The sequence below is a fragment of the Marinococcus halophilus genome (assembly GCF_002265875.1).
Taxonomy (GTDB): Bacteria; Bacillota; Bacilli; order Bacillales; family Marinococcaceae; genus Marinococcus; species Marinococcus halophilus.
The window spans coordinates 53,957-67,624 of sequence record NZ_NPFA01000012.1; the positions used below are offsets into that span (position 1 = coordinate 53,957).

General features: G+C 46.1%; 15 protein-coding genes. 5 read left to right on the forward strand and 10 right to left on the reverse strand.

All coding sequences use genetic code 11. The features are described from left to right. Positions 1 to 100 precede the first annotated feature (100 nt). Entirely contained in the window at positions 101 to 1,213 is a 1,113-nt protein-coding gene (locus tag CHL76_RS12450; protein WP_079475923.1) for an NADH:flavin oxidoreductase, read from the reverse strand. A gap of 207 nt (positions 1,214 to 1,420) precedes the next feature. Here CHL76_RS12450 and CHL76_RS12455 point away from each other — a divergent pair, with 207 nt between their 5' ends. Continuing rightward, positions 1,421 to 2,800 carry a Glu/Leu/Phe/Val family dehydrogenase gene (locus CHL76_RS12455; protein ID WP_079475922.1) on the forward strand — a complete coding sequence of 460 codons (1,380 nt, stop codon included), beginning with the start codon at positions 1,421 to 1,423 and terminating at the stop codon, positions 2,798 to 2,800. A 106-nt stretch (positions 2,801 to 2,906) separates the two neighbouring features. Here CHL76_RS12455 and CHL76_RS12460 read toward each other — a convergent pair whose 3' ends face one another. From CHL76_RS12460 to CHL76_RS12475, 4 genes are all read right to left on the reverse strand, one after another. Next, complete coding sequence (locus CHL76_RS12460) at positions 2,907 to 3,569, reverse strand: type 1 glutamine amidotransferase domain-containing protein (RefSeq protein ID WP_079475921.1); 663 nt, start codon at positions 3,567 to 3,569, stop codon at positions 2,907 to 2,909. Positions 3,570 to 3,723: 154 nt separating this feature from the next. Next, entirely contained in the window at positions 3,724 to 5,166 is a 1,443-nt protein-coding gene (locus CHL76_RS12465) for a YfcC family protein (RefSeq protein WP_198951239.1), read from the reverse strand. A 220-nt stretch (positions 5,167 to 5,386) separates the two neighbouring features. Then, a complete protein-coding gene (locus CHL76_RS12470) occupies positions 5,387 to 6,862 on the reverse strand; it encodes a Na+/H+ antiporter NhaC family protein (protein ID WP_079475920.1) in 1,476 nt (491 codons plus the stop codon). A gap of 306 nt (positions 6,863 to 7,168) precedes the next feature. Further along, on the reverse strand, positions 7,169 to 7,591 hold the full coding sequence (locus CHL76_RS12475) for a universal stress protein (RefSeq protein ID WP_079475919.1): 423 nt from the start codon (positions 7,589 to 7,591) through the stop codon (positions 7,169 to 7,171). 240 nt (positions 7,592 to 7,831) lie between these two features. Here CHL76_RS12475 and CHL76_RS12480 point away from each other — a divergent pair, with 240 nt between their 5' ends. Further along, entirely contained in the window at positions 7,832 to 8,299 is a 468-nt protein-coding gene (locus tag CHL76_RS12480) for an NUDIX hydrolase (protein ID WP_079475918.1), read from the forward strand. 41 nt (positions 8,300 to 8,340) lie between these two features. On the opposite strand, the gene hemG is transcribed toward CHL76_RS12480, so the two are convergent. Further along, positions 8,341 to 9,726, reverse strand: a complete 1,386-nt coding sequence (gene hemG, locus CHL76_RS12485; protein ID WP_079475917.1) for a protoporphyrinogen oxidase — start codon at positions 9,724 to 9,726, stop codon at positions 8,341 to 8,343. 181 nt (positions 9,727 to 9,907) lie between these two features. Between hemG and CHL76_RS12490 the strand changes: the two genes are divergently transcribed. Further along, the gene (locus tag CHL76_RS12490; protein WP_094908749.1) at positions 9,908 to 10,729 is read left to right on the forward strand and encodes an SDR family oxidoreductase; all 822 of its coding nucleotides are present in this window, start codon (positions 9,908 to 9,910) and stop codon (positions 10,727 to 10,729) included. 97 nt (positions 10,730 to 10,826) lie between these two features. Here the strand turns inward: CHL76_RS12490 and CHL76_RS12495 are convergent, their stop codons facing one another. Beyond that, a complete protein-coding gene (locus CHL76_RS12495; RefSeq protein WP_022795241.1) occupies positions 10,827 to 11,012 on the reverse strand; it encodes a hypothetical protein in 186 nt (61 codons plus the stop codon). Positions 11,013 to 11,154: 142 nt separating this feature from the next. Then, complete coding sequence (locus CHL76_RS12500) at positions 11,155 to 11,709, reverse strand: phosphatidylglycerophosphatase A family protein (protein ID WP_079475915.1); 555 nt, start codon at positions 11,707 to 11,709, stop codon at positions 11,155 to 11,157. Between the two features lie 128 nt (positions 11,710 to 11,837). Here CHL76_RS12500 and CHL76_RS12505 point away from each other — a divergent pair, with 128 nt between their 5' ends. Further along, positions 11,838 to 12,563: an alpha/beta hydrolase gene (locus CHL76_RS12505; RefSeq protein ID WP_094908750.1), complete on the forward strand. Its 726-nt coding sequence runs from the start codon at positions 11,838 to 11,840 to the stop codon at positions 12,561 to 12,563. 19 nt (positions 12,564 to 12,582) lie between these two features. Then, positions 12,583 to 13,011: a GNAT family N-acetyltransferase gene (locus CHL76_RS12510; RefSeq protein WP_179124148.1), complete on the forward strand. Its 429-nt coding sequence runs from the start codon at positions 12,583 to 12,585 to the stop codon at positions 13,009 to 13,011. 10 nt (positions 13,012 to 13,021) lie between these two features. Here the strand turns inward: CHL76_RS12510 and CHL76_RS12515 are convergent, their stop codons facing one another. Beyond that, complete coding sequence (locus CHL76_RS12515; RefSeq protein WP_079475912.1) at positions 13,022 to 13,321, reverse strand: HNH endonuclease; 300 nt, start codon at positions 13,319 to 13,321, stop codon at positions 13,022 to 13,024. A 53-nt stretch (positions 13,322 to 13,374) separates the two neighbouring features. Then, a complete protein-coding gene (locus CHL76_RS12520) occupies positions 13,375 to 13,599 on the reverse strand; it encodes a hypothetical protein (RefSeq protein WP_079475911.1) in 225 nt (74 codons plus the stop codon). Positions 13,600 to 13,668 lie beyond the last annotated feature (69 nt).

Sequence of the window (13,668 nt, forward strand, 5' to 3'; positions counted from 1 at the left end):
CTTTGTTCTTCTTTTCCCTCCCAGATATCATTCACACATTGACTATTAAAATAACTCCCCAGCACCAGCCGGAGAGTTATTCATTTACGTTCTATGGCATTTAATACAACTCACTTAATGCATCTTTAGTAAAAGGCACGAGGTCTTCCGTTCTGCCTTCCTGCATCTTTTTCGCCCACGCCGGATCCGTTAACAGCGGACGGCCGACAGCGACCAGGTCAAATTCACCGTTTTCCAGCCGCTCGACTAATTGTTGGATGTCGTCGTTTTCTGCTTTTTCAAAGCTTGTAAAAACGCCGTTCAGCCCTACAGAGCCTACTGTCACGGACGGCTTGCCGGTTAAGTACTTTGTCCAGCCGGCAAGGTTAAGGGAAGAACCATCAAATTCCGGTTCCCAGAAGCGTCGGGTAGAGCAGTGAAAGACATCCACGCCTGCTTCAGACAACGGCTGCAGGAATTGGGAAAGTTCATCAGCCGTAGCAGCAAGCTTGGCTTCAAAATCAGACATCTTCCATTGCGAAAACCGGAAGAAAATAGGGAAATCCTCTCCTACCGCACGGCGGCACGCTTCGATTACCTCCACGGCAAACCGGGTCCGTTCCACGAAATCGCCTCCGTATTGATCCGTGCGTTTATTAGTTTTTTCCCAGAAAAACTGATCAATTAAATAACCATGAGCCCCGTGGATTTCAATGCCGTCAAAGCCAATACGCTTCGCTGCTGCTGCCGCATCCGCATAGGCCTGTATTAGCTCTTGAATTTCTGTTTCCGTTAATGGCTTTGACACTGCTTCCCCGCTTAACGCTAAACCGGAAGGCCCAATAGGCATCGCCTCAGGGTTCGGTTCTGCTCCGACCGGCCGGGTCATACCTACATGCCAGAGCTGGGGGATGATTTTGCCCCCCGCTTCATGCACTGCGTCTACAACCTTTTCCCATCCTGCCAATGCACTTTCTCCGTAAAAAGCCGGAACTCCAGGGTCTTCTACGCTCGCCGGGTGATTGATGCCGGTGCCCTCTGTTACGATCAGTCCCACGTTGTTTTCAGCACGCCGCCGATAATAGGCTATCACATCTTCATTTGGTACGCCCCCCGGAGAGAATCCTCTTGTCATCGGAGCCATTACCGTTCTGTTTTCAAGATGCAGATCTTTTATCTGAAAGGGTTCAAATAACGGAGCCGCTGCCTGCTGATTAGATGCTTCCTTTGTCATTATTACAACTTCCTTTCTGCTGTCACCATATATTAAGTAGTATGCAAAAATCAGTATGCACGCATCGTTTTTCCAAATGCAACTTATCCGCTCAACCTCTGTATTTTTTTGATGCTAATTTACCGGAACCCGTTTGCATTCTACTGAAAAGTGGTATTACTTACTAGACTACTTACATAGGTACAAATACCTTAAGGAGGACATAATATGTCAGATAAAGCGACAAAAATCATTCAGGAATCGCTCGATGCCCTGATGCAGGATGATACTTTTCTTCCCGACTATGAGGGTCAGGAGCGTGAAACGGCTTTTTCCTCTCTCATCTCCATCCTTTCCACTCCCAACCACGTACACAAATCATTTCTCCGTGTGCCCCTTCAAAACGGTGAAGTAGTACGGGTTCCTGCCTACCGGGTGCAGCATAACGACACGATGGGGCCTTATAAAGGCGGTGTGCGTTTCCATGAAAGCGTGAATGAAGATGAGGTCTCCTCTCTTGCTTCTCTGATGACCATTAAAAACGCCCTGCACGACGTGCCGTTCGGCGGCGGTAAAGGCGGTATCAGCATCAATCCGAAGGATTTTTCTAAAAAAGAATTAAACCTTATATGTAAAAAGTACGTACAGTACTTTAACGACGTGATCGGGCCGGATAAGGACATTCCCGCTCCGGACGCCGGCACAAGCGCCAGGGAAATGGACTGGATGATGGCAGAATATAAAAACATTAATCCCGGAATTCCGTACCGGGGCAGCTTCACCGGTAAAAGCGTAAAAAACAGCGGCTCCCTCGGTAGAAGAGAAGCCACAGGCAAAGGTGTTTATTTCAGTCTTCGCTACCTGCTGCATGATTTTTTAAAGAATCGGCGCGATGAATTTCAAACATCGGAAAACAAGTTTTTTAAAACAGCTCTTGAATTTTACGACCGTCCATTATCTATAGCCGTCCAAGGGTTTGGCAATGTTGGCTCAGTAACCGCGATGCAGGCATACAATTGCGATTACCTCGACACGAAGGTCATTTCCGTCAGCGACCACAATGTGACTCTTTATAATGAAGACGGACTCGACATCCCGGCTCTTCTCGACTTTGCCAATGACCATCATGGAGACCTTCCTACTACGGAGGAAGAAATTCATGACCTTGGCATTAGTGCAGAGCTCCGTGACCGTGACGATATTCTTTCTCTTGAAGTAGATGCTCTGTTTTTCGCCGCTCTTGGCGGAGTTATTAATAAAGATAATGTTCAGGACGTTAGAGCTTCCATTCTTATTGAGGGCGCCAACTCCCCTATCACTACTGAAGCAGACGCTATTTTAGCCGAACAGGGGGTTGTAATTATTCCTGATATCCTCGCCAACGCCGGCGGTGTGATCGTCTCTTACTCCGAATGGCTGCAGGGCCGGGAAACGTTGTATTATTCCGAGGAGCAGGTGACGAAAATTTTGTTTGATAAAATGAAAGAAACGATGGACCGCGTGCTCCCTGAATTTTTTGGAGACCCTTATGCCCTCCGTCAAAACTGTTACATTCATTCCATTATGTCGCTTTGTACAATGCTCCATATTCGCGGAAAATTATATTAATTTAACAAATGAAGACCGTGCAGATGCGCACGGTCTTTTCTGTAAAAAATGCCCCGGACTTTCCAAGCTGGTTGGAAAGTCCGGGGCTCACTGTTTTAAGACAGCTTTAGCTGCCCAGTTTTTGAACAAACTCTTTTGCCACTGCTTCTGTCGACTGCGGGTTTTGTCCAGTGATCAAAAAGCCGTCGGATTCCACGTGCTCAGTCCAATTCGGTGCTGTGACGAATTCAGCTCCAAGCTCACGAAGACGACTCTCAAGTAGAAAAGGCATGTGTGCCGTAAGTCCGGTATCTTCTTCCTCGGCATCTGTAAAGGCGTTCACCCGTTTACCCGAAACAAGTGGTTCCCCGTTAGAGAGTGTAACGTTAACCAATGCTGCCGGGCCGTGGCATACGGAAGCCACATATTTATCCGCTTCATAAAAATCCCGGACAAGTTCCTGGACTTTTTGGCTTTCCGGCAGGTCAAACATCGCTCCGTGGCCTCCAGGAATAAAGATGGCATCAAAATCCGAAGCAGAGACGGTATCCACCTTCACGGTCTCTTCGAGATATTTTTCTGCATCCAGAATTTCCTGGCGCGTTTCCTGCTGCACACTGCCTTCATCGATAGGCGGCTTCCCGCCGTCTACGCTTGCGATCGTTACATTATAACCTTTATTTTGAAATTCAATATATGCTTCCGCAAATTCAGAAAGCCAAATACCGGTTTTTGCTTCATTGTTCACTTTGGAATGGCTTGTTACAACCATTAATACATTTTTTGCCATGACGTTTGTCACCCTTTCCAAAATTATCTTCTGAGTAAGCCCGAAAGAATGTCTGAGGCTTTTTCTTTCCTTGCACCTTTTTAAACATTCTTTTCGCTAATGCAGATCCCATTGTAATCGTATCTGGGATCCATGCAAAGCAATCTGCTCACATTCAGCCGTTCCACTGCAGCAGCTGGGCGCCTGTTAAAAAGATAATTGCGATACCCATCCAAATGAGAAGCAGGGGGAAATAAAATTTTACCCATTTGTGCCAGGGGACGCCCGCAAGCGCAAGAGTAGCCATGAAATAACCGGATGTAGGAAAAATAATATTCCCTAAACCGTCTCCCAGCTGGTAAGCGAGCACTGAGGTCTGCCGGGTTACTCCGAGAAGATCCGAAAGCGGAGCCATAATTGGCATCGTTACGAGCGCCTGGCCGCTTCCTGATGGCACTAGGAAATTGAACAGAAACTGAATGACAAACATTCCCCCAGCGCTCAGTACAACCGGCATGCCGCTTACCGCTGTCCCCAGTCCGTGAACAATGGTATCCATGATTTGCCCTTCCTCCATGACTACGGCTACCGCTCTTGCCACACCTACAATCATCGCCCCGGCCAGTACGTCCCGAAAGCCTTCGTTGAAACCATCACATACCTGAGACGGTGTCAATCCTGCAATCATACCCACTACAATACCCATGATGATGAACAATCCAGCCATTTCAAGCATAAACCATCCCTGGGCAAGCACACCATAAATAAGTATTCCAAAAAATATGAAAATAAACATGGAAGCAACTTTCTGACGCTTATGAAAAATATAAGCCTTTGTGTCATCCGTATGCAGATACAGTGATCGTTTTTCTTCGTCTTCCTTATAGGTCAGACTCAATTCCGGCCGCTGTTTCACTTTTTTCGCATACTTAAGCACCCACAGGATTCCAATAACAGCCAGTGTAAGAAACAAAGCAATACGAACCCCAAGCCCTGAATACAGCGGAACGTCAGCTACCTGCTGCCCAAGCCCCGTATTAATGGGATTTAAAAAACCAGCTGTAAAACCTGCAGTGGTCGCTATTAACGCAATAGCCGCGGCAGTTACCGAATCGTACTTTAAGGCAACCATTAGAGGCAAAATAACAGGTACGTACACTAGACTAAGCTCCTGCGTACCTATCAGACTGCATATAAAAGCAAATACAAACATTAGTACCGGCACTATCGCAAGACTCTTGTTTGAAAATTTCCGCGTTAGCCGGTCCACGGCAATTTCAATTATACCGGTGCGGCGCAGCACCATAAACATACCGCCAATCACAAAAGTAAAGAATACCACTTCTGCTGCTGCAACCAGTCCATTTGGCACTGCAAGCATAAAATCAACAATACCTATTGGATCCGAAGCAATCTGTTGGTATGATTCCGGATCTATTGTCGTTCTCCCTTCGGGTCCTGGGATCTCTTCAAATGTACCGGCAGGGATTATGTAAGTAGCGACTGCTGCCCAAGCAGTAAACATAAATAAAATCACATAGACATGAGGCATATGAAACCTGCTGCTTTTTTCAGGGTGGGGCTGCGGCTTCTCCATCTCTTTTGCATGTTCTTTCATTTTTTCACCTTCTTTGAATTTCTTACGTTTTATACTAGAGAATTCAAAGACAAAGTTCATTGGTCATTCTGATACAAATCCGAAACTTTTTTCAGGCATTTTCACTAATTTTTATCGCTCTGCTATTGTTCTTTCGCAGATAATATAACAACCACTGTAGATGTTTCAAAAAACTCCCATAAATAAAAAAAGCATGCCGCCAAAGCAGCATACTTTTCGTTTATTTCGAAGGACGTTCCCGAAGTTCTTCCCCGTTCTTTCCTTCATAACGACGTCCCCACCCGGTAATCGCTGCAAACAGCATGATTAAAACGAGAAACCAGCCCTGAAAGACGAAGGGAAATACTGCGGTCGGCTCTACTACCGGCAGCCAGCTGTACTGCTCCTGCATGGTCTGAATTGTCGACCAGCCTAGCAGCACCGGCGCTCCCCATGGAAAAATATAACCAAGTGCCGACGTTACTGCGTCCAGCAGATTGGCCCGGCGATAACGGTGGATACCATATTTTTCGCCTATGTCCCGCACGAACGGGGCTGCTGCAATTTCTGCAGCTGTGTTAATGGTAATAGAACTGTTCAACAGAGCCACAATCCCCCACATTGACAGCTCTGCCCGGCGCACCGAATGTTTGATCCAGCGCACCAGTCCGTTCGTAATAGCCTGCATCGTGCCGCCAAGTCTCATCAAATAGGCTGCTGCTACAATTAATAAAATCAGGATAGCCATATTTACATAGCCGGTAATTCCATCGACCAACGCTCCTTCGACCACAGCATCTGCTTCAGGATTAAAGCGAATAATATCTGAAAATGAGCCAAGGCCGGAAATAACCACTAATGGAATGGCTGATACAATTCCCCACGTTAACGAGGTGATTAAATGCTGGCCGGATAAAGCCAGTAAAAGAACGAGGAGAAACGGCAAAAGCATAATCAGCCCGCCCGGCGAAACGTCTTCCACTGCATTTGCCGTTGAAACGCCGGGAACAGCACTGCCGCCCCCACCGCCAAAAACTGCAAATAACACTGCACTTGGGATAGCTGCTGCAATGGCGTATTTGAACCTGCTGCGCACTACCCCCGGCACATCCGCATTCTGCGTCGTCGCTGAAACGATCGTAGTATCTGAAACAGGGGCAAGATTGTCACCAAAAACTGCTCCAGCAAGTATCGCAGCAAACAGCAGTACCGGATCTGCTCCGGTAGCAACACCAGCAGGGAACATCAACGTACAAAACGCCACAGTCGTACCGTAGCCGGTGCCTACTGCTGTAGAAAAGACTGCAGCAAGCAGAAAGGTCACGGCGGTGAACAGGCCGCCGGTTACTCCAGTGGCTATCCCTGTCCAGACAAGCCCTTCCACTAAACCTCCCACCTGCAGCACCTGGGCGAACATACCTGCATAAAACCAGGCAACCATAGCGATTACGCCAATAGGCTGAGCCAGTCCGTCAAACAGGCCCTGGGCATAGTCTGCCCACCGGCTTTTACAAAACAGCATTCCCAGGGTCAAACCAATGACCGCTCCAAGGACCAGTCCAATTTCAGAGGACAACTGAAGGACGCTGGTAGTGATTGCCCAGACAACAAAAAACAATAACGGCACTGCAGCACCGAAAGCCCCGATCCTGAAGTCCAACGTTTCGATAGATTTGGCCCCTACGGCTCTTTCTAACTTTTCTTCTTGTTCTGCCATGTATAAAACTCCTATGTAAAAAATTATTCAGCACGGAAACCATTTTACCACTCCAGTGCCTGTTTGTAATGGACAAACGTACACCTTGAAAAGAATTTTCCCTATCCAAAAATAGCTGCTGATTTCAATAGCAGCTATCGAGTCCTGCACCTGCGGATTTTTCGCAAGCAGTGCAGCATATTATTCATATTGTTTAAGGCATAAGTACCTTTAAGAACAATGAAGCATAACCTTGCAAACAATCAAGACCCGCATTAAATGCTTGTAGCTTTATGCAGAAGTCACCTTACATCTAATATTTCGCCATTATTTTACAACAAGCACTGGGTGTCGTATTTGTTCCACGATTTTTCTGCTGACGCTGCCTATTACCATTTTTTGCAGCGGATTTAGTCCCCTGCTTCCAACAACAACACAATCAAATTCATATTCATTGGCATATTCACTGATGGCTGCCGCCGGCTCCCCGTGCAGCACTATTTTTTCTGTTCTTATTCCTTCTGCATTCAGCCGTTCGACCGCAGGCTGCAGGATTTCCTCTTCATTCTGCTGATGAATATATAATTCATGCTCACTCAGCTTGCCTGGTTTTGGCTGCGCGGAGCTGGTGGCATATACCACCTCTACATAAACTTCTGCGAGCTCCGGCGCGATGCTCTCAATTGCTTTTTCCACCGCACGGGCGGAATGATCAGAACCATCTACTGCAATTAATAATCGTTTAAACATAGAAACGCCCCCTCTGTTACTTCACTTTCGTTTTTTCTGTTCCAACATATTGTTCCCGGTTTTCTGCCAGTTTATACAGCTTTTGTTTTGCTTTGACGGCAGAAGTCGGACACAGCATAAATACTATTGATTGTTTTACTTTAACATACCATATTTTTACGTATTAATATTCAGGTCGCTTTTCTCCTGCGCTTGCTTTCATGATATGGTAGAGAAAATATTACAGAGAGGGAGTTTCACGTGGGATATGTAGAAAACTTAAGGCACCTCGTCGGCAAAGAAACAGTTATTCTTGTAGGTGCTCTCATCATTGCAGAAGACGACGATGGACGTATTCTATTACAGGAAAGAACCAGTCCCCCGGGAAGTTGGAGCTTTCCTGGAGGCTTAATGGAGCTTGGGGAAACAGCCGAAGAAACAGCAGTACGGGAAACCTTGGAAGAAACCGGGCTCCGCGCCCAGGGCCTCCGTCTCTTTAACGTGTATTCCGGGGAGGATACATTCGTGGTGGCACCAAACGGTGATCCTTTTTACTGTGTTATTATCGTCTACACTGTGGAAGAGCTGGAAGGGGCTATCCAGCCTGACCCTGAGGAATCAGCCTCGGTCGCTTTTTTGAATCCTTCGGATCTTCCCGAAACAATTGTTAGCGGCCAGCAGACGGTGATGGAGGATTACCTGCGCACCAGGTATCCGGGCGATACATAATATAAAAAAGCAAGCCTTCTCCCACTGGAAAAGGCTTACTCTTAAATATTATTATAGAGGGTTTCTGCGGTGTTTATTCCGTTTTGAATACAGGCACCAATGCCTACCCCGTAATACGAAGCTCCAGCCAAGTAAACCCCAGGATATTTTTCTTCCAGCATCCTTTCGAGCTGGTCGACCGCTGATTTATGCCCGATATGATAATTTGGCATCAACTGTTCCCAATTTGTTACTTCAAGGCTTGTTGGCTGCTGGTCAATGTGAAGGCTTTTCTTTAGATCCTTCAACGCTGTCTGTTTGATCTGCTCTTCTCCTCCTGTCTGCATTCGTTCATAGGCAGGCTTCGAGCTTTTGTAGAATAATCGTACAAGCACATTTTCCCCTTTCGAAGTATGGGCCCATTTCCGGTTGCTCCATGTGCACGCATTGCATTCAAGATCACTGTCTTCAGAAACGATAAACCCTGTCCCGTCTTTTGGCAGACTGTCCGGAGGCAGGGAAAAACCAGCGTACACGCTTAAAAGAGAAGAGCTTTGGAACTGATTAAACATTTCCGTCAGTTCTTCGTCCTGCAGTATACGCGAGGCAGTCTGATGAGGAGCCGCTATGACTACGGCATCTGCCTGCAGACGTTCTCCGTTATCTAGCTGCAGCTGGTACGCTTCCTCTTCCTGCTTAATATAATTTACACATCGCCCCAGCAGCACCTCTGTTCCGGTTAATTTTGAAAGAAGCGCTTCTGGAAGTGAAGACAAACCATTTCGAAATGAAATAAATTTTTTGCTGCCTCCCGAACCAAACGTTTCTTTATTCTTGGCGATCCCCCGCATAATACTTCCAAATTCATTTTTATAGTCCACCAGGTATGGCAGCGTCGATGCCATGGTGAGCGAATAAATATCTCCGGAATACACCCCGGATAATACTGGCGCGATTTGGTTTTTTACTAGTTCACGACCGAGAAAGGCTTCAAGAAACTCTCCTACCGAACTTTCTTTCGTGAATTCTTTATTCTTTTTCACATAGTCTCCAAGCGCCTGCCATTTTCCTCTCCAGGAAAGAAGCGGACTTTTCAGGAGTGATTTCGGGCCCGGCGGGATACCGAAAACCGCATCCCTTGGCAGCGGATAAAGCTGGTCTTTTACATACAGGTACGACACTCCGGTACTGTTATAAACCATTTCTTCTTCGAGACCTGCTTCTTCAATCAACGGAAGCACCGCCCCGTGCCTGGCTACGACAGAGTCAGCCCCTGTCTCCATAATGAAGTCTTCATGATGCACAGTTCGTATTTTTCCGCCTGCTTTATTTTCTTTTTCTACAAGGGTCAATTCAATATTGCTGCTGCTTGCCAGTTTCCATTTCTGCAGGTAATACAGAATAGTAAGCCCTGTAATCCCCCCGCCAACTACGGTAATACGTTTCATCAGTCTTCCTCTTTTCTGCTTTCTAACGATTTTATATTCTTCCTAAAATTATGCCGCCGTTCTTCATTTGATGCAAATATATAAAATATTTGCATGCATACGTTTACAAATGTTTACAAAGAGATAGAAACAGGTATTGGTATCAGGCTGACATCTGCTATGGTTGAAAGGAGAAATAACTATGGGAAAACTAAACGGAAAAACAGCTATTATAACTGGTGCTGCGAACGGAATTGGAAAGGCTACAGCTGCGGTGTTTGCCGAAGAAGGAGCAGAAGTTGTTTGCGCTGATGTGAATGAAAACGATTTGCTTGATACTGTCTCCTCCATCAATAATAATAATGGCCAAGCTGCTTCTGTTAAGCTTGACGTTTCAAGCGAGTCAAGTGTGCAAGAGTTTGCAGAGCACATGAAAAGCAATTACGGCACTATCGATATTTTATTTAACAACGCTGGTGTTGATCAGGAGGGCGGCAAGCTTCATGAATACCCGGTTGAATTATTCGACCAGATTATGAGTGTCGATTTGCGGGGAACCTTTTTAGTGAGCAAATATATAATACCGTTAATGCTTGAAGAGGGCGGTGCTATTATCAACGTCTCTTCTATGTCCGGTCTCGCTGCTGACCTGAACCGTTCAGGCTATAACGCGGCTAAAGGCGGTATCACGAATATGACAAAGGCGATGGCAATTGATTACGGCCGGAATAAAATCAGGGCGAACGCCCTCGCCCCAGGGACTATTGAAACTCCGTTGATTGATGATCTTGCCGGGAGCCAGGAGCAAGAAAGCGGCCGGCAGTTCCGCGAGGCACAAAAATGGGTGACACCGATGGGGCGGCTTGGAGATCCCCGGGAAATGGCTACAGTAGCCCTTTTTCTTGCCTCGGATGACAGTTCTTTTGTTACCGGTGAAACTATTTTAGCTGATGGCGGCTTGATGGCCTACACCTGGCCGGGAAAAATGCTGTTTGAACAAGGATGGAAAGAGAGTACCGAATAGCTCATCATAACTAAGAGCCGCTGTATGCCTATGGACATAGAACGGCTCTTACATTTTTCTATTCAATTTGTTTGTTACAAAGCTGTATGTGTAAATGTCAAGCTTCATCGTACGTATATCGCACTACATATTTATTGGAGCGCAGCTTTCTTATTTCGACGAGCGGACCCAGTTCATATCCATTGTGCCAGTTTTCTTCCAGCTTTGCTTTGAGACAGCCGGCCTGAAACTTTGAGTGAAACGTTTTTTTCCAGTATATCCAACGTGGTTTGGTTTCCTGCACTAGAATTTCTACTCCTTTATCATATATTTAAATTTGTTTTTTCTCTACATATTGTACTCTCAATTGCTTTATTTGTTAAGTATAACAATCATTCGCACAAAAACCCCACAGCCAAATAACTGCGGGGTTAATCATTTTATTTTCAGCCGATCAGTTCTTCATCTTCCCGGTGCTTGATCTGCCTGCTTGTTCGTTCTTCTTCCTTATCACGCATCCGGTGGGCAAGACGCGCAGAAGCACTCGAAGCAATGCTTGCCACCAGATCATCCAAAAAGGTATGCACTTTGTCTTCGCTTGTGTCCAGTTCGTTAATAATACCGTCTTTTGCTTTGTCCAAATATCCAAATGTGGTGACGGCTATACTGCCAAAGCCAAATACTGAACCAAGTGCTACTGTTTCATCAATGCCAAAAAGTCCTTCGTCCGTATCAACCAGGGATTGCAATGGCTCAGACAGCTGATTATTTTCAGCCAGTTTATCGATTTCTACGCCCACTAATATAGCATGCTGAATTTCCCTTTTATACAATACAGCATCCACGCTTTCCAAACAGTCATCCATCGTCAGGTTGGGCGCATATTTTGCTTGCATATTATATACGATGTCGGCAATGTCTTGCAGGGTGACGCCGCGCTCCTCGAGCATGTCTCTTGCTGCTTTTTCTACTTTTTCGCTTGATACTCTTTCTTTAGTCATATTGCTGCCTCCTTTATCGAGTGCAATCCGGAATACATAAAAAGCCCTTAAAATTATGTTACAATAGCTATTGCAACAATAAGAAACTCCACTAATATTATTTCCCTATGAAAGGATTGTGAAACGTCATGGACGGTACCCAGCAGGATATCACATTTCACAGCGAAATATTGGATCACTCATTTGATTTACGCATATACACCCCGGATGGATTCACTCCTATGTCTACATATCATTTAATCATCGCCCAGGACGGCAAGGATTACTTCCGGCTTGGCCATCTAGTACGCTACGCCGAACGGGCTATGGAGGAAGGAGCTCCCGACATAGTAATCGCAGGTGTCCCCTATCCCTCTGTACGCCAGCGCAGAAACTGGTACCACCCTGATGAAGACGGCCATAATAATTATCTTCAATTTATGGCATCAGAACTCCTTCCATTTATGGAAAAAGAATATCACACAGAGCCTTCGCCCGAAGCACGGACGCTGCTTGGTGATTCCCTCGGAGGGACGGTATCCTTAATGGCTGCTTTGCGTTATCCTAACATTTTTCAGCGGATTGTAATGCATTCCCCGCTTGTAAACGAAACGGTGTTCAGCGCCCTGAAAAATTCAGAAAAGTGGCCTACGTTTACAATGTACCATACTATTGGCACTGAGGAGCAGGAAGTAGACACGACTGCCGGTACGGTCGAAGATTTTCTGAAGCCAAATCGGGAGTTGTATGATTATCTTTCCTCCAAAGCCTCCAACTATTATTATAAAGAGCTCGAGGGCGGCCATTTGTGGAAAGTATGGGAACAGGACGTAATTCATTCGCTTGCTTACATGTTTGACATCGAATTAGATTGAGAAAGGACTGCGTTGAATGATTGAAGTTTATGAAGTCAGTAACAGACAGCAGCTTGAGGACGCATTCCGGGTACGTTTTGACGTTTTCGTCGAGGAACAGAATGTGCCCGAGGAAGAAGAAATTGATGAATTTGAAGAAGAAGCCGTCCACTTTGTTGTATATGACGGCGAGAAAGCAATCGGAGCATCGCGGCTTCGGTTTGAAGAGGACTACGCTAAAGCGGAACGTGTATGTATTTATTCCTCCTTCCGTGGGACCGGAAGCGGCCGTCTCCTTATGCAGGCCATGGAATATAAAGCAATGGAAATGGAAAAGCCCGTTATGAAGCTCAACGCACAAAAATATGCTTCCGGTTTTTATCAATCCCTCGGATACGAAGTGACGTCCGGAGAATTTATGGATGCCGGCATCCCCCATGTCGAAATGAAAAAGTCAATTAGCTGGTGAGCAGAGATGCTCACCTTTTTTTCGTCTTCGACCTTCGTACCTTTACCCTTTTTTCTCCCCGCTGCTTTCGTATCCACTTAATAAAACGCCAAATCTTTTCATCCCCCCTCAGCTGTTCGATCGTGTTCAGTCTTACGGCCAGCTCTTTATTACTATATAAAGCATGTACCTGGCGGTGACAGGCTTTGCACAGCCAGGCAGTTGTACCATGCGTTCCTCCTTCGTCTTTTGGGACCAGATGGTGCACTGTGCGTTCGACATCTTCTCTTCCGCACAGCTCGCACGTGCCCACTGATTTCGCCTGTTTCAATTACTTTCCCTCCTTTTTCGTAATAAAAAGAGAACTGCCGGACGGCAGCTCTCTCAGGCAAGCGTATGAATGCGCCGCCCTTTTTTATTTTCTTCTTTTAAAATACGCTCATGCCTTTTTTCAAGCGAACGATACGCTTCCTGCTGCTCACTCGAATACCGTTTCGGTTCTACCGGCTGTACCCGCTGAACGCGGTGCATTCCCGGTTTTGCCGGCGGCTGCTGACGGTTGGCATAATGAACGGCTGAGGCATTAATATATGGGACTACAAGTGTCATGTTCAGAGCCTCCTCCACTGTTTATAAGCATGGATTGCTGAAAGAATGATCACTAGTATTCTTTACCCT